Source organism: Weissella sp. ESL1156 (assembly GCF_058505625.1).
Window position 1 is genome coordinate 80505 of the sequence record NZ_CP196372.1, and the last position, 23451, is coordinate 103955.

Genomic DNA, 23451 nt, shown 5'->3' on the forward strand with positions numbered 1-23451 from the left:
TATGACAGTACCATATGAAGTAAACGAAGCTGGCGAATTAACAATTGGTGGTGTTTCTGCAACTGATTTAGCCAAACAATATCAAACACCACTTTATGTGTATGATGTGAATCATATTCGGCAACAAATGCGAGCATTTAAAACCGTTTTCATTAAACGAAAATTAGATTATGTCGTCTCTTATGCATCAAAGGCATTTGCAACGATTGCGATGTATGAAGTTGCCGCTCAAGAAGGCATCCATTTGGATGTTGTTTCTGGTGGTGAGATTCAAACAGCTTTAGCAGCAAATTATCCAATGGCTAATGTTTCTTTTAATGGTAATAATAAATCAATTGAAGAATTAACGATGGCTATTGACAATGGTTTGGGGACCATTATTCTTGATAATTTTTATGAATTAAGTATTTTACACGAGTTATTGAAGGAAAGAAAGCAACAACAAAATGTGTTATTGAGAATTACGCCAGGTGTTGAAGCTCATACACATGACTATATTTCAACAGGTCAAACAGACAGTAAGTTTGGTTTTGATGTTGCTAGTGGTCAAGCGCAACAAGCATTGCAGCAGGCTTTAGCTGATCCATATCTCAATGTTTTGGGTGTATCAGCTCATATTGGCTCACAGATTTTTGATGTCACTGGTTTCCAAATGGCTGCAGCCAAATTAGTTGATTTAGTCCATGAATGGGGCTTTGAACCACAAGTGATCAATACTGGTGGGGGCTTTGGTATTCGCTATACTGAAGAAGATAAACCTTTGCCAGCAACTGAATTTGTCGATGCCATTATTGATACAATTAGTGAAAAGACGATGGCATATGGTATGACAATGCCAGCAATTTGGATTGAACCCGGACGTGCGATTGTTGGACCAGCCGGGTATAATCTGTATACAATTGGTGCAAAAAAAGATGTTCCAGGCATTCGCACATATCTATCTGTTGATGGTGGTATGGGTGATAATATTCGACCAGCACTATATGAAGCAAAGTATGAAGCGGTTTTAGCAAGACAACCACAAGCACCGACTGAACAAGTTGTTCGTGTTGCTGGTAAGTATTGTGAGTCAGGTGACGTATTAGTTTGGCAACAGGCTTTACCACAGACAAAACCTGGGGATGTTTTGGCAGTATTGGCTACGGGTGCCTATGGTTATTCTATGGCTTCAAATTATAATCGTAACCCAAGACCTGCCGTTGTCTTTGTTGAGAATGGCCAATCACAATTAGTCGTTGCCCGTGAAACGTATGAAGACATGCTACATTTAGATAAGCATTATATAATAGTAGGAGAATAACAATGAACAACTTAGATGCACAAGAAATTATTAATTATATTGCAACTGCACCAAAGAAGACACCTGCACGTGTGACATTGGCTGGTGATTTATCAGCAATTGCTTGGCCAGAAACGGTTCAAACATTTATTGAAACGAAAACAGGAACAGTGATTGGTGACTATCAAGACATTCAACCGGTCATTGCAACAGCCGGTGATAAGATTACTGACTATCATGTTGAATTATTAGCTCGTAATAGTGGCGTACCATTACTTGATTATGAAAATGTGTCTGCTCGTATTGAACCAGGGGCAATTATTCGTGATCAGGTTAGCATTGGGGATAATGCAGTTATTATGATGGGAGCCGTGATTAATATTGGTGCTGAAATTGGTGCAGGAACAATGATTGATATGGGGGCTGTTTTGGGTGGTCGCGCCATTGTTGGTCAACATAGCCACGTTGGTGCGGGCGCCGTATTAGCTGGTGTTGTTGAACCAGCATCTGCAACACCGGTAACTATTGGTGATGATGTATTAATTGGGGCTAATGCGGTCGTTATTGAGGGGGTTCAAGTCGGTGATCATGCAGTGATTGCAGCAGGTGCAATTGTGACAAAAGATGTTCCCGCCAATACAGTTGTTGCGGGGGTACCTGCCAAAGTGATTAAGACGATTGATGCGAAAACACAAGCTAAAACAGCTTTAGTCGATGCGCTTCGTTCCTTATAAGAAAGGATTTTAAATGACGTTAGCTAATTTAAATCTAATTGATATTCGCCGTCATTTGCATGCCCATCCTGAGTTGTCGATGCATGAATTTCAGACACAAGCTTATTTGAAAGATATCGTGGCATCATGGCAATCGTCTTGGTTAACAATGCGTGAAGTTCCAGCTGTACCAACAGCTTTATTGGTGCATGTTGCCGGTACCCAACCACAACGCACCATAGGTTACCGTGCGGATATTGATGCGTTACCTATGACAGAAGCAACAGGTTTATCATTCGCATCTGAGAATAAGGGCGTGATGCATGCTTGTGGTCATGATATTCATATGACCGTTGCATTAGGGGTATTAGCCTACTTTGCTGAACATCAACCTGTTGATAATATGGTGTTTTTGTTTCAACCAGCGGAAGAAGAACAAGCGGGTGGCAAACAACTGTATGAATTAGGAACATTTGTTGACGAATGGCGACCAGATGAATTTTACGCATTGCATGATCAGCCCGCAATGCCAGCGGGTCAAATTGCGACTCGTCAAGGGACATTGTTTGCTGGGACAACTGAGATTCATATGACAATTCAGGGTCAAGGTGGCCATGCCGCATTTCCCCAAAAGGTGCAAGATGTCATTGTGGCAGCTGCCGCTTTAATTATGCAGTTGCAAACAATTGTTTCCAGAAATGTTGATCCAGTGCACGGTGGTGTGATTACAATTGGGATGATTCAAGCAGGAACAATTGGCAATGTCATTCCAAATGAAGCTCATTTAGCTGGTACCATTCGGGCATTTGAACAAGCTGATCTCGAATTGATGCAACAACGCGTTCGTGAGATTGTTCAAGGATTAGAAACGATGTATAGCGTGCATGTTGATTTACAATTAATTCAAGGTGGTTATTGGCCAGTTAATAACAATGAGCAATTGACGGCAAACTTTATTGATTTTATGTCACAATCGGATGATATCGACTTTACCATTATTGAACCAGCAATGACCGGTGAGGATTTTGGTTATTTAATTAATAAAATTCCTGGTACCATGTTTTGGTTAGGTGTGGGTGACCCGACGCACAGCTTACATGATACTCACTTAAATCCCGATGAGAAAGCAATTGGGGTAGGCGTACAGGCAATCGTTAAGTTTTTAACTTGGCGTATGACACAATAGAAAGTGTGAATAAAATGTATGAAGATATTTCTTTGATAACGGCGATTATTACGCCATTTACGGATGATAATACGATTGACTATCAAGCATTAGATTCATTAACGGAACGTTTGATTGCAGAAGGTTCCCAAGGATTTGTGGTTGGTGGAACGACTGGTGAATCACCAACGCTAAGTCATGATGAAAAGATAGCCTTGTATGCTTATTTTGCAGCTAAGGTAGGTGATCGTGGTCCGGTCATTGCTAATGTTGGTGATAATAACACGGCACATTCAGTGGCACTAGCAAAAGAAGTTAGTCAAATTTCTGGTGTTGATGCGATTTTGGCAGTGACGCCATATTATAGCAAGCCTAATCAGAAGGGGATGATTGCTCATTTTAAAGCGATTGCTGATGCTTCAGCTGTCCCTATGATGATTTATAATATTCCTGGCCGAACGGTTGTTGGTTTAACGAATGAGAGTGTCTTGCAATTAGCACAGCATCCAAATATTAATGCTGTTAAGCAGGTGACAACCATTGATGATTTAGCTTATTTAGTGGCTCATGCACCAGCTGGGTTCAAGGTATATACAGGTGAAGATTCGCAAACATTAGCTGCTAAAGCAGTTGGAGCAGCTGGTACCATTTCAGTAGCGGCCCATCTGTATAGTAAGGAAATGACTGATTTGTTTGCTGCATTAGAAGCAGGGGATATTCAAACGGCTGGTGAAAAGCAACGTTGGTTGACGCCACGTATGTTAGCACTATTTTCTTATCCATCACCCGGTCCTGTAAAGGCGGTTCTTGCCCATCAAGGTGAAGTTAAGAACGTGACACGTTTGCCAATTCTACCGTTAGATGAAGTGGAAACAGCAGATGTATTGGCAAAGTTAGAACAGAAAGGGTAGATGTATGACGACCATATTTTTAGCTGGTGGTTTTGGAAAAATGGGGTTGGCAATTCAAGCATTAATCAAAAAAGAAGCCGATTTTGAATTAGTGGGTATCCTGTCAAGGTCAGCTCATCAAAGTGATTTACCAGTATTTACATCATTAGATGATATTGATGTGTCAGCAGATGTTTGGCTAGACGTCACGCAACCTGAAGCCGCTTTTGCGAATAGTCAATATGCATTAACACATGGTTACCAATTAGTCGTTGGTACCAGTGGTTTACAAAGTGAACAAATTGCCATACTAACGACACTAAGTGAACAACAGCAGCAAGCGGCGTTGATTGTCCCTAATTTTTCACTATCCGGGGTATTATTGATGCAATTTGCTGCCCAAGCTGCCAAATATTTACCGGATGCTGAAATTTTAGAGATTCATAATCCAAAGAAAATTGATGCACCATCAGGTACAGCTCGTGCAACAGCAGAAGCAATTGCCAAAGCACGGCAACAAGCACCAGTGACAACAAATGATACTGATGCTGCGCGTGGTGATCGGATTAATGACGTATCAGTGCATGCCATGCGTTTACCTGGTTATGTTGCTGAAGAAGAAGTGGTCTTTGGCGCACCAGGTGAAACATTACGGTTGAAACAGACGTCATTTACTCGGGAGTCCTTTATGGGTGGTGTTGCATTGGCAATTCGTCAAATCAACACGATACAAGGATTGCAAATTGGTTTAGATAACGTATTATAGAAATTTAAAATAGGCGAAATGCCAAGGAGAAGTAGGATGGTTGAAGTAAGTGAAGCATTAATTGGTCAATGTAATAAGACTTTAGCAGCTATGGTACCATCACCAATCCGTGTGGTTGATGATAAGTTTTCAAAGATCGACGGTATTTTAAAATTAACATTAGGAGAGCCTGATTTTTCAGCACCTGAGCATGTCAAACAAGCGATTGTTAAGGATGTCCTAGCAGACGATTCACATTATTCACCATCACAAGGCGTCTTGGCATTACGTGAAGCAATTTCTGATTATCTATCAGAGCGTTTTGATACACCGAAATATGATCCAGCGACTGAAATCAGTGTGACAATTGGTGCAGCAGAGGCGATTAACGCAACTTTCCAAGCATTGTTTAATCCTGGTGATGAAATTATTATTCCAACACCAACATTTCCGTTGTATGCCTCAGTGGCACAAACACTACATCTTGAGGTTGTTGGGCTAAATACCGCACCAGATTTTATTGTGACACCCGAAAAGTTAACAGCAACACTAGCACAACATCCCAATGCAAAAGGAATTTTGTTGAATTATCCATCTAATCCGACCGGTGTGACTTATACAGCAGAGCAATTACATGAACTGGTGCAGATACTAAAAGCACATCAATTATTGGTTATTTCTGATGAAATATATGCAGAATTAGTCTATGATGCCAAGCATATTTCAATGGCTCATTTGTTACCATCTCAAACAATATTGATTAGTGGTTTATCAAAATCGCATGCGATGACTGGTTATCGCATTGGTTATGTGGTTGGCCCAGCTGCTTTAATGAAACAAGTTGGTAAGGCACATCAGTCTATGGTTGCAACAGCACCTGGACCAATGATGGCAGGGGCAACGGAAGCACTACGTCATGGGCGTGAAGATCCCGTTTCGATGCGTCGGGTTTATGAAGAGCGACGTAACCTCGTGCTTGATGGTTTGAATGCTGCCGGTTTCACAGCAGCTCGACCTGGTGGCGCTTTCTATATTTTTGCGAAAATTCCAGAATTTTTGAATACAGATGACACAGAATTTGTGTACGATTTGGCAAACACTGTGAAATTAGGTGTTGCGCCTGGTTCAATTTTTGGTGCAGGTGGCGAAGGTTATATTCGGTTATCATATGCCGCTTCAACTGAAGATTTAACATCAGCAATGACCCGTTTGAAGCACTATGTTGATTTAAAAAAATAAATTAGTTAGCAAGATATGCGTTGGTTAGTCGCAGATTTTTAACACACATTTTAGAGCCTGAAATCTATCCAGATCAATGGTTGGGTTTCGGGTTCTCTTCGGTTAAGATAGCTAATTTTAGTATGAAATAGTTAATTGATCAATGGATCATATAGGGGGAAGAATCATGGCAAATGAAGGATATCATGTGGCAATTTTAGGTGCAACGGGTGCTGTTGGCACACGTATTTTAGCACAGTTAGCACAGTCGACGATTCCGGTAAAATCATTGAAATTATTAGCATCTGCTCGTTCAGCTGGTCAGACACGACAATTCAAGGGTGAGTCAATTGTTGTTGAAGAAGCAACACCAGCATCATTTGATGGTGTTGATTTGGTATTAGCATCTGCTGGTGGGACGCTTGCAGGTAGTTTGTTACCTGAAGCAGTAAAACGAGGCGCTGTTGCTGTTGATAATTCATCGCGTTGGCGTATGGATCCCAAAGTTCCTCTCGTCGTACCTGAAGTTAATCCAGATGCATTAGCGCAGCACCATGGCATTATTGCTAACCCTAATTGTTCAACAATTCAAATGGTTGTCGCATTGGAACCATTACGTCAGGCATATGGGTTAAAGCAAGTCATCGTATCAACGTATCAAGCGGCATCGGGTGCGGGACAACGAGCTTGGGATGAATTATTACATCAAGCACAACAGCATTTAGCAGGTGAGCCAGAGACAGCGGCTATTTTGCCAACTAAGGGCGATAAAAAACATTATCCGCTGGCCTTTAACCTCTTACCACAAATTGATTTGTTCCAAGATGATGGTTACACATTTGAAGAACAAAAAATGATGCAGGAAACCAAAAAAATTTTATTTGGTGATCCAAAGTCAAATGAGGTAAAAGTGACAGCAACAGCCGTGCGCGTACCTGTACCGATTGGTCATGGTGAGTCAGTTTATGTGTCAGTTAAAGATGACACAGCAACACGCGAAGATGTCCAAAAAATTTTAGCGAGTGCACCAGGCGTTGTCTTGGAAGATGATCCAGCCGAACAGGTTTATCCACAACCAATTAATGCAGTTGATAAACGTGAAACATTTGTTGGGCGTGTCCGTGCAGATGCTGAAAATCCAGGTAGTTTTAACCTATGGGTTGTTTCTGATAACTTGTTAAAAGGAGCTGCTTGGAATACAGTGCAAATTGCGGAAGAGTTAGTAAAAAGAGATTTGATCCATAGTCAAGTCTAATAAAAAGTACGCTGACGATATCAAATAAAAATTGATATTGTCAACGTACTTTTTTATAGCCGTTTTAATAAGATTCAACCCATGGAAATACAGGTTTTGTGGCGCCATAAAGGGCATAGCCGTGATCAGTTAATTTCGCCCAATTTTGATTACCATAATCAAAATGCCACCATTCTTCACTATAGTTTGTAAAACCAGCTTGGGTCATAATATGGTAAAGTAGCCGGCGATTATGGCGAGCAGTATCATAGTTTTCAGACGTTTCAACTGTCTCATAATAAGTTGTTTTGGCACGAGCACTGATATCATCAAAGGGACTGCCCATTTCTAAGAGGTGTCCATTTTCATCAACGATTGATAGATCTACAGAACCGCCAGTATTATGAGGAGAAGGTTTTGTTGGATCAGTTGATGGGAGAGCAACAATTCTCAAAGCAGCAGTTTGGACCTCTGTTTCAGAATAATTGGGATGGTCGCGTTTGACAAAGCGTTTCATTTGATCAAAAAGTGCTTGTTGTGTGGGAATACTACGCCATGTATCAAAAATGACAAATTTATAACCATATGGTAATTTACGAGCAGCTTCAATCAATTTATCTTGCACGCCAATCCGTGAATAAAGTTCAGGATAAGTTCCTGGTAAATTTTGAATAAAATATTGTGGGCTAATGACCATTTTTTCTGGCAAATAATTTAATGAAATCAAAGGCTCATCATTCTCACGAATAGGGACTTCTCGAATGGGAAACCAGTCCCAGTCATCAACTGGTGTTTCAATTGGCGTGTCAGTAAAATCTAACATCTTATGCCTCCTTTTCAACCATAAAAGGTTATGTTAATTGATGTGTCTATCTTAAGGCTATTTTATCATGAATCAGCCAAAATATAATTGTTTTATGGTTGTTAAAAATAGCACAAAGAGGTTAAAATAGAATTATTCTTTTACAGGCTTAAAAAATATCCTGAAAATCGGAATTTATATTATAATGGTAAGCAATTAGAAAATAAAAAGAAAAGTGAGTAAATTAAAATGACAGAAAAATCATTTGTACAGCCACTGAATCCGACAGTTACGAGTCTCGCACCCGATGGTTTGATTGGATTTCAAAAAAAAGTTCGCGATATTCCTGATTTATTGCGGTTAACATTTGGTGAACCAGGTTTCAATGTTGATCAAGCGATTAAAAACGCTGTCATTACTTCAATTGAAAACAATAATTCGCATTATACGGATGCGCAAGGTGAGCGTAGTTTACGCCAGGCTGTTGCTAATTATTATGGTTCACGCTATGATTTGCCATTTGATGATGAAGATAATGTGATTGTCACAGTTGGTGTCTCAGAAGCCATTAATGTGATTCTAATGACATTGCTAAATACCAATGAAGGCTTGATTATTCCTGAACCAGCCTATGCACCTTATGCTGCTTCGCTAGACTTGGCACACGGACGTATGATTAAAATTAATACGCGTCCAACAAATTTCAAGTTAACGCCAGCATTAGTTGCAGAAGCAGTTGAACAAGCCACAGTGCCTGTTAAAGCAATCTTGTTTAATTATCCATCAAATCCAACAGGGGTAACTTATACACGTGAGGAACTGGAGGCATTAGCAGATGTCTTCAAACAATATCATTTGTGGGTTATTTCCGATGAAATTTATGCCCAGTTAACTTATGATCAAGAACATGTGTCATTAGTTAGCTTACTACCTGAACAGGCTATCTTAATGACTGGTCTATCAAAGTCACATGCAATGACTGGCTACCGTATTGGCTTTATTATCGCAAGTCATGCTTTTATTAATGAAGCGCAAAAAGTGCACGAAGCTTTAACATTCTCATTACCAAAGTTCATTCAAGACGGTGCGACTGTTGCATTAACAACAGCTGCGGATGTTGCCAATGATATGCGTGATATCTATAAAAAACGTCGGGATTGGCTAGTACCAAAGTTAGAAGAATTAGGCTTTGATGTTGTTAAAGCAGAAGGAGCATTCTATATATTTGCGAAGATTCCTGAAGATATGGGACATGATGGTGATGCATTTGCTTTAGATTTGGCTGAGAATGGTCATGTTGCTGTTATTCCAGGATCTGCTTTTTCTGAATATACGCCAGAATATGTTCGTATTTCTTATGCTGCTTCAGATGAGGACTTGCAAGAAGCTGTGCAACGAATGCAATCGTATTTTGCTAAAAAACGTGAACAAACAAAAACAAAAGCATAATATGAATTTGTTTCAAGGGGGAGCGGTCAATGACCGTGGCAACCCCTTTTTTAATGGATTTTATGCTATCATAATAGACGACGCTAATGGCAGTGTCTAATAATGATAAATATTTGCTGGTAGTGAACCAAAAAATGTTTTATGATTGACAAGAAATAACGTAAATTTGGGAGGGACGCGATGCAAACGCGTGTGAACAAAAGTCGACATTTAGTTTTGACAGCGCTATTTATAGCGATTATTTTACTACAATCAATCGTTCCTTGGCTGGGAACTTTACCACTAGGAGCTTTTGCAATTGGTGCTGCCGTAACGATTATTACTTATACCGTTGCGATAGGGGCTATGGTTCTTGGACCAAAAACTGGTGCATTATTAGGGTTTGTTTGGGGTGCTTATTCACTTTGGCATGCTTGGTCAAGTGTCCCAAGCATTGGTGCACTAATTTTTCGTAATCCGATAACAGCATTGATTCCTAGAATAATGGTTGGTTTTCTGATTGGGTACCTTTATCAAAAATACGTCCAATCAAAAGAAATAAAAAAGCAAGGACCATGGCTTGCTGTATTAGGTGGTCTATCGGCAGTCATTAACACAGCACTTGTATTAACGATTACTTGGATTAGTTTTAGTGTGATGAATACGTCATTTACAGGCATTCCACATACGAATCTTGCGCAATGGTTGATTGTATCAATTGCTGGATTTAATGGTATTTTTGAAATTATTGCAGGCGCAATTTTAGTACCACTCATTGGCTTACCGATACTCACATATTTTAAAAAACAAATTGCTTAGTACAGGCATATGACAAAAGATATTTTGCCAATTTTATCACAGTATCATAAATTTTATGTTGTCATGACTGACAACGATTGTTTAGACAAGGTGTGAGGCTGATTACCCTTGTCTTTTTTGTATCATCTTTTTAAGCATTTTATTTATTGAATGAAAATTTTTAATTTAAACGAAGAACTTTTTGTTTTCTTAAAGCGTATAATGGACGTTAGAGAATTGAAGGAGGATTATATGACAACGAGTCAAGATTTAGCACAAAGAAATAATGTTATTCGAGCTGCTGTCATGGGTGCTAATGATGGTATTTTATCTGTATCAGGAATTGTTATTGGCGTTGCCGGGGCAACAACAAATTCGTTTGCCATCTTTATTGCAGGATTTGCTGGGGCATTAGCCGGAACGGTCTCAATGGCGATGGGAGAATATGTTTCTGTCCATTCAGAAAACGATGCGCAAATGAAAGCGACAGCACAACAGAAAGAAGCATTAGCAACCCATTATGAACAAGAATTTGATTTCGTCAAACAACAATATATTGCACAAGGGATATCAGTTGACTTAGCACAAACAGCGACGTCAGAACTGATGTCACAAGATCCACTGGGCACAACAATCCGTGAACGATATGGATTTACGCAACATCATGAAATTTCTGCCTTAGCGGCAGCAGTGGCGTCAATGATTTCATTTCCATTGGGTTCCTTGTTACCAATGTTAGCCATTACGTTATTACCAATTCATTTGCGGATTCCAGCAACTGCGATTGCTGTGCTAATTGCTTTGGCCATGACTGGTTTCACGGCAGCTCATTTGTCAGGGGCCAATGAACACAAAGCAACACTTCGTAATGTGGTAGCAGGTGTTTTTACGATGATTGTCACATACCTCATTGGATCATTAATAGGAGCATAATAACATGGCAAAACAACAAATAACAATGTCTGAAAAATTGAACACCATCCGTGCAGGCGTATTGGGTTCTAATGATGGCATTCTAACAGTTGTTGGAGTGCTATTTTCTGTTGGTGCTGCAACAACGAACCAATTTACAATTTTGTTAGCTGGGTTAGCTGATTTGTTAGCATGTGCGCTATCGATGGCATCTGGCGAATATGCATCTGTTAGTTCACAGGCGGATGCAGAAAAAGTGGTAGTAACGACCGAAAAGAACCGTATCAAGATCAATCCAAACGATGTGCAACAAGACATCTATCAGTTCTATCACTCACAAGGGTTAAGTGAATTGACTGCTAATAAAATTGCCAATGAATTGATGGCGAAAGCGCCATTATCAACTATTTTAAAAGTAAAATATGATGTGTCATTAGGACATTATGTCAGTCCTTGGTCAGCAGCATTTTCGTCATTATTTTGTGCTTCACTAGGTGGTTTTTTCCCATTAATCGCCATGTATTTAACGCCAATTCATTGGCAATTTTTGGCAACGATTGGTGCGACAGTGGTTGCAGTTGCTCTAACGGGATTTCTCAGTGCAAAATTAGGAAATGGTTTTCCAAAGCGAGCAATTATTAGAAATATTATTATTGGTTTAGTGACAATCACCATTCACTATGGTATTGGAAAGCTCTTCTGATTTTAGTACACTAAGTAAAAGAAAAGTATTTCGTCATTAATTGACAAATGAGTGGCATAAAAGAGGTTTAAATCTTTTGTATAGGCTTAAGGTCAACGATCCACCATTAAGAACGGGTAGATTGTTGGCCTTCTATCATTAGAAAAGATGCGTGTCAGTTAATTGTCATTGTTATGGATGAGTACCGTTGTTAAAAATAAAAGAATACCGGGGAAAATTAATGACAGATCATTATGGATTGATTGGTTATCCAGTACAACATTCTAAATCGCCAATCATGCAAAATGAAGCATTTCGATTAGCCGGGATAGATGCGGATTACCAATTATTTACAATTGCACCTGAACAATTAGCGAGTCGATTTGACGAGTTAATAGAACAAGGCATCAAAGGTCTCAATGTTACTATGCCATTTAAACAAGCCATCATGCCTTATATGGATGAGCTATCAGAGTTATCAAAACGACTTGGCGTAGTAAATACAATTACAGTGAAAAATAACACGCTTATTGGTGATGTCACTGACGGTGAAGGATTTTGGTCAACGATAAAAAATAATCCAAAACAGGTCGTTATTTTGGGTACAGGGGGTGCTGCTCAGGCTATTATGGCTAGTGCGCCTAAAACAAGTACTTTACATGTATTTAATCGCCAGTCGAATACATTTGCAGAAAAAAAGCGGCATTTAGCAAGCTTTGTTGAAGAACCATTACATGATATTCGTTTCGTTAATTCGTTTTTGCCGCAGGCTGATTTAATTATTAATGCAACAAATGTGGGTATGCAAAATAATGAGTCATTATTGTCACCAGAACAATTTGCGTTGACACCAAAACAAGCGCAGGTCGTTGATATTATATATAAACCAATTGATACGCCGTTTGTTGCAGCAGCAAAACAGGTATATCGTCAGGCTAATGATGGGTTAGCGATGCTAGTAGGTCAAGGTGCACGCAGTTTTGAGAAATGGACAGGGATCTATCCAGATCAACAAGCGATGTTGGCAGCAATTTTAGGAGAAGGAAGAGATTGAGAATGATTGTTATCATGAAAGATGTATCTGCAGCAAAGGCGGTACTATTACAAGCAAAAACAAAACATATACCACATGTCTATGCTTTTGAGAATCGTGTTGGGTTTGCTAATTTAGCAACACTTGATGAAGTGCCATTCATTGAACGTCAACAAGTAACAAAGGTTATTGAGAATCATCCAGCAGCACTACAGGTGAGTCGTTTATTTCATCCGGCCGATACGGTGATTGAAACGGCACACTCACGAATTGGTGGGGCACAATTTAATCTCATTGCTGGTCCAGATGCTATTGAGTCGGCTGAACATGTATTAAAAATGGGACAAGCCGCCAAAGCAGCCGGTGCAACGATTTTACGTGGTGGTTCATTTAAACCCAGAACAAGCCCTTATAGTTTTCAAGGATTAGGTGAACAAGGATTGCAATGGCATCGTGATGCTGCGGATGCATTAGGGATGGACATGATGACTGAAATTATGAGTCCCAATGACATTGATCTTGTTGGTCAATATACAGACATCTTTCAAGTTGGGACGCGTAATATGCAAAATTTTGCTTTATTAAAAGCATTGGGACAACAAGATAAACCAGTGCTGTTAAAACGTGGTATGAGTGCAACCGTTGATGAATTTCTAAGTGCGGCGGAGTATATTGCTGCTGCGGGTAATCGTCAAATTATTCTAATGGAGCGAGGTATTCGCAGTTTCGATCAAAAATATTTACGAAATACGATGGATGTTAGCGTTATTCCTGTTTTGCAAAAATTTACGCATTTGCCAGTTTTGGCCGATTCATCACATGCTGCGGGTGTTTCTGAATATGTATTACCAATTGGCTTAGCAGCGGTGGCTGCTGGTGCGCAAGGTTTAATGATTGAAATTCATGATCAGCCAGCAAAAGCGTTGGTTGATGGTAAACAGGCATTAACACCAGCACAAATGGTCACTTTATTTGATAAGGCAACGGCTATTCATCATTTGGTGAGGTCATCATCATGATAACAGTATCAATTCCTGGTAAAACATATGATATTCAAATCGCGGAAAATTTACGACAAATGATTGGTCATGCGGTAAATAAAGTATGGTCACCGCGGAAAATTTTGGTGATGACTGATCAACAAATTGGTGATTTATATTTAACGGAAACAGTTGCACAATTAACAACTGCTGGCTATCAAGTGACATCACTCGTGCTACCTGTAGGTGAAACAACTAAATCCTTAAATTATTTGGAAAGAGCGATTAGCTTACTAATTGAAAAAAATTTTACACGAGCTGACGGTATCATTGCGTTAGGTGGCGGCATGATTGGTGATTTAGCTGGTTTAACAGCTGCCACTTATATGCGAGGCATTGCATTTATCCAAATACCAACCTCTTTAACGGCACAAGTTGATGCCAGTGTTGGTGGCAAAACGGCTATTAATTTAGGTAAAACAAAGAATGTTATGGGAACATTCTATCAACCGGATATGGTGTTGATCGACACAACGTATTTAGAAACTTTAGCTGAACGTGATTTGGTAGAAGGTTACGCAGAAGTGGTCAAAACCAGTGCGCTAGCTGGTGGGACTTTTTGGCAATTGACTGATCAAGTAAAACAAGTGGATGATATTTTGAGGTTAGCACACCCCCTTATTGAACAATCGGTGCAATATAAATCAAAAATTGTGATGCAAGATGAACATGAAGCAGGTATTCGTAAATACTTAAATTTTGGGCATACGATTGGCCACGCAATTGAATTATTAGCTGCTGGTCAGTTGAGACATGGCGAAGCAGTTGCGATTGGGATGATTGCGATTACGAAACGGTTTGTTGCTAGTGGTATCAGTGAACCAACTTTTTATCAAGCGCTACAAAAACGATTAGAAGTTGTTGGCTTGCCAACGACATCAGAACTAATTAAACGTCCTGAGATGTTGGAACAATTAATACATGATAAAAAGAATTTGGCAGGTGTTTTACAATTAGTTGCTGTCGTTGCACCGGGTCAGCCAACAATTGTGAAAAAAAGCATTGCTGAGATGACAGAATTTATTAAAGGAGTAGGCTAAGGTATGCGTTATATGACAGCAGGAGAAAGTCATGGACCGGAAGAGGTTGCAATTATTGAAGGTATTCCAGCAGGATTACAAATAACAGCTGCTGATATTAATGAACAACTTGCTCGACGCCAACATGGTTATGGTCGTGGTCAGCGTCAGGTGATCGAAACAGACACAGTCACGATTATGGCTGGTATTCGTCATCAAGTGACCCTTGGTTCACCAATTGCCTTAAATGTTCATAATGACGATCACAATCATTGGGCAAAGATTATGGATCCTAATGCGCCTGCGACAGTTGAAAATAGTTTGCGCAAAGTGATGCGTCCACGACCAGGGCATGCTGATTTAGTGGGTGGCATCAAATATCGTCATCAAGCTGATTTACGGAACGTTTTGGAACGGTCATCAGCACGTGAAACAGTGATGCGGGTTGCAGTTGGCGCAGTTGCTAAAAAATTATTGGCAGCGTTAGATATTGATGTTCATGGTTTTGTGACCAATATTGGACCAGCAAGTGCAGATCTCAATCACTTGACTGATTTTCAAACGTTAGCTGATTTACGAGCGGTGACAGAAAGTTTTCCAACACGAACTTTAACAGCTGATGCTGATGAAGCGATGCGTGCAGTGATTGATCAAGCAAAACAACAGCGTGATACGGTAGGCGGTATCGTTCAAGTGATGGTAACCGGCGTACCAGCGGGCTTAGGTTCTTATGTCACAGCTGATGAAAAATTAGATGCGAAAATTGCCCGTGCAATCGTTGGTATTAATGCTTTTAAGGGTGTTGAATTTGGTGGCGGTTTTGCGAATGTTACCAAATTTGGTAGTGAAATGATGGATGAAATTTATTGGTCAGCAACTCGTGGCTTCTATCGTGGTGCAAACCATCTTGGCGGCTTTGAAGGTGGGATGACAACAGGCGAAATGATTGTTGTTCGTGGTGTTGTCAAACCAATTCCAACATTATATCAACCAATGCAAAGTGTTGATATCGATACACATGAAAATCATCGTGCTTCAACAGAACGCTCTGATACAACGGCTGTGACAGCTGCGGCTGTGATTGCAGAAGCTATGGTGGCTATCGAGTTAGCCAAGGCAGTATTAGATAAATTTGATACAGATAATTTGTCACGATTACAAGAGCAAGTAGCTGCATATCGTGAAGAGGTAAGACGGTTTTGATTAGAAAAGATGTAGGTTAAATAATGGGCAATCTTAAGTTACAAACAGCGGGAAAGCAACTGCAGGGGACTTTAACGATGCCTGGGGACAAAAGTATTTCACACCGTGCTGTTATGTTAGGCAGCATCGCTAACGGTGATACACGTGTACAGCATTTATTACACTCAGCAGATGTTAAAAGAACAATAACGGCAATGAGGAGTTTAGGTATTACCTTTGATGTGGCAGGTGCGGATCTCATTATTCATGGCAAGTCACTCAATGATTTAACTGAGCCACAGCAAAAGTTAAATATGGGAAATTCAGGGACAACAGCACGATTATTGATGGGACTATTAGCGAAACAACCATTTGCCATTACGTTTCGTGGTGATGATAGTTTATCAAAACGTCCTTTTGCGCGGGTACTCAATCCATTACGTGCAATGGGTGTTAGTTATGTTAGTCAAAATGATCATTTACCAGTAACAAAATTAGCAACGCATTATTTAAATGGGATAACTTATGAGTTACCTGTTGCTTCAGCCCAAGTAAAAAGTGCGATTATTTTAGCAGCTTTACAGGCGGATACACAAACAACCATTATTGAACCAATCATCACGCGTGATCATACTGAACGTATGTTAGCGGCTTTTGGGGTGCATTTAATACATGACGGTAACCGAATTATTGTGGCACCTCAAACACAACTAACAGCGGCAACGATTCGCGTACCAGGTGATATCTCCTCAGCAGCTTTTTGGTTGGTGGCTGGTTTGTTAGTGCCTAATAGTGATATCGTTTTAAAACAAGTTGGCGTGAATCCAACGCGTATCGGCATTATCAACATGTTGAACAGGATGGGGGCATCATTTAATATCACGAACCAAACAACTGTTGGTGAACCGATGGCCGATATTGAAGTTCAGTCACAGTCTTTACATGGGACGCAAATAACCGCTGTTGATGTACCATCATTGATTGATGAAATGCCACTACTTGTGCTGGCAGCGACACAGGCTCAAGGTGATACAATTATCACAGGAGCAAGTGAATTACATGTAAAAGAGAGTGATCGCATTGCAACAGTAACGACACAATTAAACAAATTGGGTGCGCATATTGAACCACGTGAAGATGGATTTTATGTTCATGGTCAAACACTTTTACGGGTTGATGAGGCAACCGTGGTTGATTCTTGTGGTGATCATCGTGTCGGGATGATGTTAACCATTGCAGCGTTGCTAACAAAGGGCGAAGTTTCATTGGCAAATGCTGAGGTTGTGAATATTTCATATCCTCATTTCTTTGAAGATTTACAAGAGGTATTGCAATAAAGATGACAGTTATTTTAATTGGTTTCATGGGAGCAGGTAAAACAACAGTTGGTCAATTATTGGCAAATCAATTGGCACAACCATTTTTTGATACGGATCAATTGATTACGGCTCAAACTGGTCAGACACCTGGCGAAATATTTGCAACTGCCGGTGAAAGAGCCTTTCGAAAAATAGAGCATCAAATTTTAAAAGCAACAATTTCTAAAAGTGGTGTGATTGCGACTGGGGGTGGGGTCGTTGAATTAACAAAAAATTTGACCTTGTTAAGTCGTCTTGATTTACCAATCATTTATTTATCAGGCTCGTTTGGTCAAACTGTCGAACGATTAATTCAAGATAAGACACGCCCCATTGTGCGTAATAAATCATTGTCAGCATTAGCAGATCTTTGGCAACAGCGTTTGACAAGATATGCCACGCTGGCAACCAAAACAATTAATACGGATAATAAGAATGCTGTAGAGGTGGCGGTTGAAATTTCGACATATTTGAAAGTGGTTCAAAATGAAACGATTAAAAATCGGTAATATTTCTGCCACTAAAGAACGCCCTTTGATTGCCATGTCAATTATTGCAGAAACTTGGTCTACTGTTGTGATAGCGGCACAAAAAATGAGTCATTTACCGATAGATGTTGTAGAATGGCGTATTGACTATTTACTTGATTTATCGGTTCTAACGGTAGACAACATTCGAACAATTTGCCAAATTGTGGGCAAACCATTAATTTTTACTTGGCGAACATTAGCTGAAGGTGGTCAAATACCGTATAATCAAGTTAAGTATACGGATGTATACCAAACAGCAATCCAAGCAGGTGTTGCGGCGGTTGATATTGAAGTGGCATTATTGACAGATCAGCAAGCTTTGCTAGAAATGATACCCAGACAAATCACTGTTATTGGATCAAAACATCATTTTATGATGACGCCAGTTGATTTGGCAGAGCAGTTAGCAGCCATGGTACGTTTACCAATTGATGTTGTGAAATATGCAGTGATGGCGCAGACGTCTCTGGATACTCAATCATTGTTAGCAACAACTAAGGTAATTGCGACACATAGTGAGTTACCACTGATTACGATGGCCATGGGGCAATATGGCATACCTTCACGCATCATTGGCTATCAGTTTGGTTCACAATTAACGTTTGTTAGTGGTTCCAAATCATCAGCACCTGGTCAAATTACATTGACCGCATTGTTACATAAATGGGGAGAATAATATGTATAATAGTCGTTTTTTTGCAGATGATAGACAAGCAGTTCTTGATAAAATTCCTGGGACCATGGCGTACACGTTAATTACTTTTCATGCGGTTGGGGATGATATTTTGACTGATCGCGTGAAATTACGTTTAGATTGGCGAGCACCAGATATCTTTCGACAACATTTGGCGAATGAAATGCAAAAAAATGAAAATTTTGATCGTATTGGTTATGTAACACGAGTTGAAATGCTATTGGGTCAAGCAATGTTTGATTATAATGGTCATTTTACTTTGTCTACGATAACGTTAACGGCAGCTATGCAAAAACAAACGCAAGAACCCATGCAGTTAACAGCGATTGCTGCTGATATGATTTTACCGATTGGGTTAACTGATTTAAGACATGTTGTCCATTTAACAAAATGGGTGCACGAGAATCATGTTGTCTACCATTTGGTTGCAGGGTTACCAGCACTAGAACAAAAAGTAGATAATTTACGAAATGCAGGTGTTTTTGAGAACCGTGGGCCCGTTTTGCTACACCGAAATGAAATTGATTCACAGGCATTATTGTTATTTGTACAGGATTTAATTCAAGACTATTTTGGGATTGAAACAACAAAATTACATTTGTCACAAGCTGCCTTTGGTCAAGCAAGAGCTGATCAAGCAAAATCAGGTAATCAAGTGTTGATAGCAGATTTTGAAAACTAATAAATACACAATAAATGTAAGTGAGGCAAAAGGCTTCAGTCTTTTAGAACACGTTTAAGGGCATGGCGTTAATCTACCAATTTCAAATTAATAGATTGACGTCCTTTTTAGCTAGTTATAACGACTGATGTCTCAGCCAATTTTTTAAGTGGTTTCTTAAAAATAGAAGAGATTATTTGCATGCCAAGTAAAAGCACCCACTTGCTTTCACTACTGAAGCATGTTATAAATTAATGGTATTTAAATAATGAAAACCCATTAGGTAGTCCGTTGATTAGTTTTCTTCTGGTAAGTTGGCATCCAGTTTATTACCTATTAAGTAGTCAAACTGAGAAACAAATGCTGATTTCGTTAAATCATGGCTATCAATGACGATGATTAAGCAAAATATACGTATAATTTGAGGTTATCTTGTATGAATTTAAAAAAATTTGGTATGACACTAGGCACGATGTGGGGAGCTTATGCACTCTATAAAGTGATTACATTAATTTTATTGTATTCGTTTCAAGGATTAGAAGGTAAAGCCTACTATGAATTTATTTACTTTGGGATTGTTATCACGATTACATTCATTTTATTGAAGTTATCAAAAAAATTATTTCATCAAACAATTCGCTTTAAGTCGAAACTTGTTTATATCAAACGTCATTGGTCAATTTTTATTGTGCCACTGTTTATATATGGTGTCGATGCGATGGCCACTCTTCCTGATATAATCAATCATTCGATATATATCATGATTGTTTCGATTCTTAGTGCATTAGGAGCAGCTATATTTGAAGAAATTAGAGACAGAGGGGTTGGCCTGAGTGGTTTTAGTGAGGCATTGCCTGCTAATAAATGGCAACCAATGTTAATTGCATTAATAACATCATTGAGTTTTTCATTAACACATTATTTCAATTTGATGTTACCCAACGCACCCAGCTTGGATGCAACGAATCAGCAAGTAGTCTATACATTCTTCTTGGGTATGGTTTCAATGGTGTTGTATATGCGAACAGGGAGTATCTTGTACAGTATACTGATTCATTTTCTTAATAATTTTTCATTGTGGACACCGTCAGCTGATTTATCACAAGCTGGTTCTTGGAGTTCTATGTTAATACTCTATGCATTGATTCCGGCAATCTATGTTTTGTGGTGTCTTCGTCCTAAAAAAATCAAAGATAATACTATTTTGTTAAATCAATCAAATCGTTTGGAACGATAATTTTAAAAAGTATCTTAATAAAAGGCTTAACCAGAATCTTATAGCTGTGATGATATGTAACTCTGAGATTGACAATGACAATAAATGATTACAACAAAAAATGACAACTATCAGAAAATGATAGCTGTCATTTTTTGTTGTCTATAAATTACCAAGGCTTAATAAAAATAGCAACTAGTAGATAAGCCAAAATTAATAGAAAGGCTAACCCCCATTCCCATTTTGGCAAATGTTCTTTGACGGTTTGCGTTCTTGGGAAGCCTTCTGAAAAACCATGTGATGTCATTGCAATGGCAAGATCATCTGACCAATGTAAAGCACTTAAAATGGCTTTAAAATAAAGCTGTGGTTGCCATAGATGATAGGTTACACCACGTAGAGCACCAGCATAACGAATAATTTGTACTTGTCGACGAACACGTGGTACTAAATTAAAAGCGGCTAACAAACCATAGGTGAAAGTGTTGGATAGCTTCAAATGTTGATTCAAACTAAATAGCAAGTCTTTAACGTGCACAGTTAGTGTTAGCGCGGCACCTAGTAGTAAGTATGCATACAAACGTGTTGCATAAACGATAGCTAAATGATGTGTGTCTCCGGTACCAAAGGCAATAAATGACCACCAAGTTCCAAAAGCAACAGGAATTGAAATGATGAGCATCATTAGGACAATTTTTAAATTAGGTCGCTGGGATAATAAGTATATGAGACTAATCATAGCAACGAAAGCGTTCAAGGTTACTGAACGGACGAATGAGGTTTCTAAACCAATCCCCAACATGATAACTAATAAAATTGTTGGATTTAATTTATACATTTGGTGCCTCCCCAACAAGTTGTAGTGTTTGGTTCTGGAAGATTAGTTCATAATCAATAAATTCATCTAAGCCAGCACGTTGGTGAGAAATCATCAAAACACTTTGTTGCGTCTGTTGGACACAGCCACTGATGCAAGTCATGACCGTGTGTACTGATTCAATGTCCAAACCGGCTAAGGGTTCGTCCAATAATAAGACAGGTTGGCCCATGATAAGCATACTAAGCACTTGGAGTTTCTTCTGCTGGCCGCCAGATAGTTGGTACACGACATGATCTGTTAAATGATCTAAATGTAAATCAACTAATGTTTGTGCAATGCGATCATTTGTCCAATAATCTGAAGTTAAGCTATGCTGTTGAGATAGTTGGATTTCTTCGGCAACAGTCATTGTCACAAATTGGTCAGTAGCTGACTGAAAAATTAAAGCAACTTTCTTAGCCCAATTTTTCAAATGAACTTTGGCCGTATCTATTTGATTCCAAGCGACTTGACCTTGATATTTGATTTGATGACTAAGTGCTTTGAAAAGGGTTGATTTACCGATACCGTTGGCCCCCGATAGTAAACCAATTTGCCCAGTGGGGAGTACGAACTGACTATTTTTAAGTAAGATTCGTTCTGTGCCAACAGTTAATGTTAGTGCTTGCCAGCTTAGTTGGCCATCTGAATTTGGTATCCCATAAAAGGGCTTTTGAACTGGTAGATCAGCCAACTGATTCAATGATTGTTGATGTAGCGATCCCGTTTCAGTATCAATGGCATATAAATGATCGACTAGTGATTGATAGCCTGATAAGTCATGGTCAGAAATAATAATCGTTTTGTGATGTTCTAACTGCATTTTCTTTAAATCAGTTAGTAAATCTAAGCGAGCATTTGGATCAACGCTTGCAAATGGTTCATCGAGTAAGATAATGTCGCTATCCATTGCTAAAATAATTGCAAGCGCAACACGTTGTTTTTCACCACCTGATAGAGTCAGTAGATTTTGATCAGCAATTTGTTCTAAATGAAGTGCAGTGATTGCAAAATGAACACGTTGCGTAATGACTTCACTTGGTAATTGCAAATTTTCTAGGGCGAACACTAACTGTAAGCGGGCGGTTCGCATAGCAAATTGACGGTCTGGATTTTGAAAAAGCATTGCAATACGTTTTGCACGTTCAAACGGTACAATTGGTTGAATTGGTTCATTGTTCAGTAATACTTGGCCACCAGTTATCACACCTCCAAATTTTGGATAGAGACCAGCCATTGACTTTAACAAGGTTGATTTGCCTGATCCTGAAGGACCAATCAATAAGTTAAAGGATGCTTCTTCAGGTATCCAACTAATATTATTCAAAACATTGGGTTGACCAGTTTGGTAAGCAAAACTTAAGTTATCAACTTCTAATTTTGTCATAGCTTAATGTTTTATAATACCAGACTTGGCAACTAATTTTTTGATGTAATAGACCAAGACGCCACCAAAGAAACCAGCAGAAATGAGGCGAATGACAAATAAAGTAATCATCATACTTGGTTTATAGTCTGCATACCCACTGTTAAACATGTCCCAAATAAAGGTGACTATTGTGGTTGTTAAAACGGATAAACTTAAGCCTAATTTTCCCCAATTTTTGTAACCAGTAGCGGCGAAACCAATTTCAGTACCGAAGCCTTGCACAAAACCCGAGATTAACGTACCTGCTCCCCAACTTGAGAATAATAGCATCTCTACTGCAGCAGCTAATAATTCACCTAATATTGAGCTACCAACTTTTTGCAAAATAGCACCTGCTAATGGACCAGCCATCAACCAAACACCTAATGTTAAGTCATTTGCATAAGGTTTTAATGGGGTTGCAGCTAAGGCATAATAGGCTGCACTCCAAACTTCAAAAATAACACCAAAGAAAATAGCGATAATGGCTAAGAAAATGACGTCACGTAATGACCACTTAACCTTTGATTCATTAACTGTTTGCATAATAATTGCAAACCTCCTTAAAAATATAATGTTATCGAA

At 39.2% G+C, this 23451-nt stretch carries 24 protein-coding genes; 20 read left to right on the forward strand and 4 right to left on the reverse strand.

The window, feature by feature from the left end; genetic code table 11:
- Position 1: 1 nt before the first annotated feature.
- The 7 genes from lysA (at position 2) to ACSKY2_RS00510 (ending at position 7265) form a co-directional block, all read left to right on the forward strand.
- Positions 2-1300: a diaminopimelate decarboxylase gene (gene lysA / locus ACSKY2_RS00480; RefSeq protein WP_489877696.1), complete on the forward strand. Its 1299-nt coding sequence runs from the start codon at positions 2-4 to the stop codon at positions 1298-1300.
- A 2-nt stretch (positions 1301-1302) separates the two neighbouring features.
- Positions 1303-2013 (forward strand): 2,3,4,5-tetrahydropyridine-2,6-dicarboxylate N-acetyltransferase, encoded by a 711-nt coding sequence (gene dapD / locus ACSKY2_RS00485; RefSeq protein ID WP_489839872.1) that lies wholly within the window; start codon positions 1303-1305, stop codon positions 2011-2013.
- A gap of 13 nt (positions 2014-2026) precedes the next feature.
- Entirely contained in the window at positions 2027-3178 is a 1152-nt protein-coding gene (locus ACSKY2_RS00490; RefSeq protein WP_489877697.1) for an N-acetyldiaminopimelate deacetylase, read from the forward strand.
- Positions 3179-3192: 14 nt separating this feature from the next.
- A complete protein-coding gene (gene dapA, locus ACSKY2_RS00495; protein WP_489839870.1) occupies positions 3193-4068 on the forward strand; it encodes a 4-hydroxy-tetrahydrodipicolinate synthase in 876 nt (291 codons plus the stop codon).
- A 4-nt stretch (positions 4069-4072) separates the two neighbouring features.
- Positions 4073-4813: a 4-hydroxy-tetrahydrodipicolinate reductase gene (dapB, locus tag ACSKY2_RS00500; protein ID WP_489839869.1), complete on the forward strand. Its 741-nt coding sequence runs from the start codon at positions 4073-4075 to the stop codon at positions 4811-4813.
- A gap of 36 nt (positions 4814-4849) precedes the next feature.
- Positions 4850-6031 (forward strand): aminotransferase class I/II-fold pyridoxal phosphate-dependent enzyme, encoded by a 1182-nt coding sequence (locus ACSKY2_RS00505; RefSeq protein ID WP_489877698.1) that lies wholly within the window; start codon positions 4850-4852, stop codon positions 6029-6031.
- Between the two features lie 166 nt (positions 6032-6197).
- Entirely contained in the window at positions 6198-7265 is a 1068-nt protein-coding gene (locus tag ACSKY2_RS00510; RefSeq protein WP_489877699.1) for an aspartate-semialdehyde dehydrogenase, read from the forward strand.
- Positions 7266-7329: 64 nt separating this feature from the next.
- On the opposite strand, the gene ACSKY2_RS00515 is transcribed toward ACSKY2_RS00510, so the two are convergent.
- On the reverse strand, positions 7330-8067 hold the full coding sequence (locus tag ACSKY2_RS00515) for a M15 family metallopeptidase (RefSeq protein ID WP_489877700.1): 738 nt from the start codon (positions 8065-8067) through the stop codon (positions 7330-7332).
- 228 nt (positions 8068-8295) lie between these two features.
- On the opposite strand from ACSKY2_RS00515, the gene ACSKY2_RS00520 reads away from it, so the two are divergent.
- The 13 genes from ACSKY2_RS00520 to ACSKY2_RS00580 all read left to right on the forward strand — a co-directional run bounded on the left by ACSKY2_RS00520 (position 8296) and on the right by ACSKY2_RS00580 (position 20620).
- A complete protein-coding gene (locus ACSKY2_RS00520) occupies positions 8296-9495 on the forward strand; it encodes an aminotransferase class I/II-fold pyridoxal phosphate-dependent enzyme (RefSeq protein ID WP_489877701.1) in 1200 nt (399 codons plus the stop codon).
- Positions 9496-9675: 180 nt separating this feature from the next.
- Positions 9676-10293, forward strand: a complete 618-nt coding sequence (locus tag ACSKY2_RS00525) for an ECF transporter S component (protein ID WP_489877702.1) — start codon at positions 9676-9678, stop codon at positions 10291-10293.
- A gap of 231 nt (positions 10294-10524) precedes the next feature.
- Positions 10525-11205: a VIT1/CCC1 transporter family protein gene (locus tag ACSKY2_RS00530; RefSeq protein ID WP_489839863.1), complete on the forward strand. Its 681-nt coding sequence runs from the start codon at positions 10525-10527 to the stop codon at positions 11203-11205.
- Between the two features lie 4 nt (positions 11206-11209).
- Positions 11210-11887: a VIT1/CCC1 transporter family protein gene (locus tag ACSKY2_RS00535; RefSeq protein WP_489877703.1), complete on the forward strand. Its 678-nt coding sequence runs from the start codon at positions 11210-11212 to the stop codon at positions 11885-11887.
- A 220-nt stretch (positions 11888-12107) separates the two neighbouring features.
- Positions 12108-12920, forward strand: coding sequence for a shikimate dehydrogenase (gene aroE / locus ACSKY2_RS00540; RefSeq protein WP_489877704.1), 813 nt, complete (start codon positions 12108-12110; stop codon positions 12918-12920).
- A gap of 2 nt (positions 12921-12922) precedes the next feature.
- Entirely contained in the window at positions 12923-13918 is a 996-nt protein-coding gene (gene aroF, locus ACSKY2_RS00545) for a 3-deoxy-7-phosphoheptulonate synthase (RefSeq protein ID WP_489877705.1), read from the forward strand.
- Complete coding sequence (gene aroB, locus ACSKY2_RS00550) at positions 13915-14979, forward strand: 3-dehydroquinate synthase (protein ID WP_489877706.1); 1065 nt, start codon at positions 13915-13917, stop codon at positions 14977-14979. The genes aroF and aroB overlap by 4 nt, the downstream gene beginning before the upstream one ends.
- A 3-nt stretch (positions 14980-14982) precedes the next feature.
- Entirely contained in the window at positions 14983-16161 is a 1179-nt protein-coding gene (gene aroC / locus ACSKY2_RS00555) for a chorismate synthase (RefSeq protein WP_489839858.1), read from the forward strand.
- A gap of 23 nt (positions 16162-16184) precedes the next feature.
- A complete protein-coding gene (aroA, locus tag ACSKY2_RS00560) occupies positions 16185-17477 on the forward strand; it encodes a 3-phosphoshikimate 1-carboxyvinyltransferase (protein ID WP_489877707.1) in 1293 nt (430 codons plus the stop codon).
- A gap of 2 nt (positions 17478-17479) precedes the next feature.
- Entirely contained in the window at positions 17480-18007 is a 528-nt protein-coding gene (locus ACSKY2_RS00565; protein ID WP_489877708.1) for a shikimate kinase, read from the forward strand.
- The gene (gene aroD / locus ACSKY2_RS00570) at positions 17985-18704 is read left to right on the forward strand and encodes a type I 3-dehydroquinate dehydratase (RefSeq protein ID WP_489877709.1); all 720 of its coding nucleotides are present in this window, start codon (positions 17985-17987) and stop codon (positions 18702-18704) included. The genes ACSKY2_RS00565 and aroD overlap by 23 nt, the downstream gene beginning before the upstream one ends.
- 1 nt (position 18705) lies before the next feature.
- The gene (locus ACSKY2_RS00575) at positions 18706-19404 is read left to right on the forward strand and encodes a hypothetical protein (protein WP_489877710.1); all 699 of its coding nucleotides are present in this window, start codon (positions 18706-18708) and stop codon (positions 19402-19404) included.
- Positions 19405-19819: 415 nt separating this feature from the next.
- The gene (locus ACSKY2_RS00580; RefSeq protein WP_489877711.1) at positions 19820-20620 is read left to right on the forward strand and encodes a CPBP family intramembrane glutamic endopeptidase; all 801 of its coding nucleotides are present in this window, start codon (positions 19820-19822) and stop codon (positions 20618-20620) included.
- 148 nt (positions 20621-20768) lie between these two features.
- On the opposite strand, the gene ACSKY2_RS00585 is transcribed toward ACSKY2_RS00580, so the two are convergent.
- The 3 genes from ACSKY2_RS00585 to ACSKY2_RS00595 are packed head-to-tail and all read right to left on the reverse strand — an operon-like array spanning position 20769 to position 23412.
- A complete protein-coding gene (locus ACSKY2_RS00585; protein ID WP_489839852.1) occupies positions 20769-21437 on the reverse strand; it encodes an energy-coupling factor transporter transmembrane component T family protein in 669 nt (222 codons plus the stop codon).
- Positions 21430-22845 carry an ATP-binding cassette domain-containing protein gene (locus tag ACSKY2_RS00590; protein ID WP_489877712.1) on the reverse strand — a complete coding sequence of 472 codons (1416 nt, stop codon included), beginning with the start codon at positions 22843-22845 and terminating at the stop codon, positions 21430-21432. The genes ACSKY2_RS00585 and ACSKY2_RS00590 overlap by 8 nt, the downstream gene beginning before the upstream one ends.
- A 3-nt stretch (positions 22846-22848) precedes the next feature.
- Complete coding sequence (locus ACSKY2_RS00595; protein ID WP_489877713.1) at positions 22849-23412, reverse strand: ECF transporter S component; 564 nt, start codon at positions 23410-23412, stop codon at positions 22849-22851.
- Positions 23413-23451 lie beyond the last annotated feature (39 nt).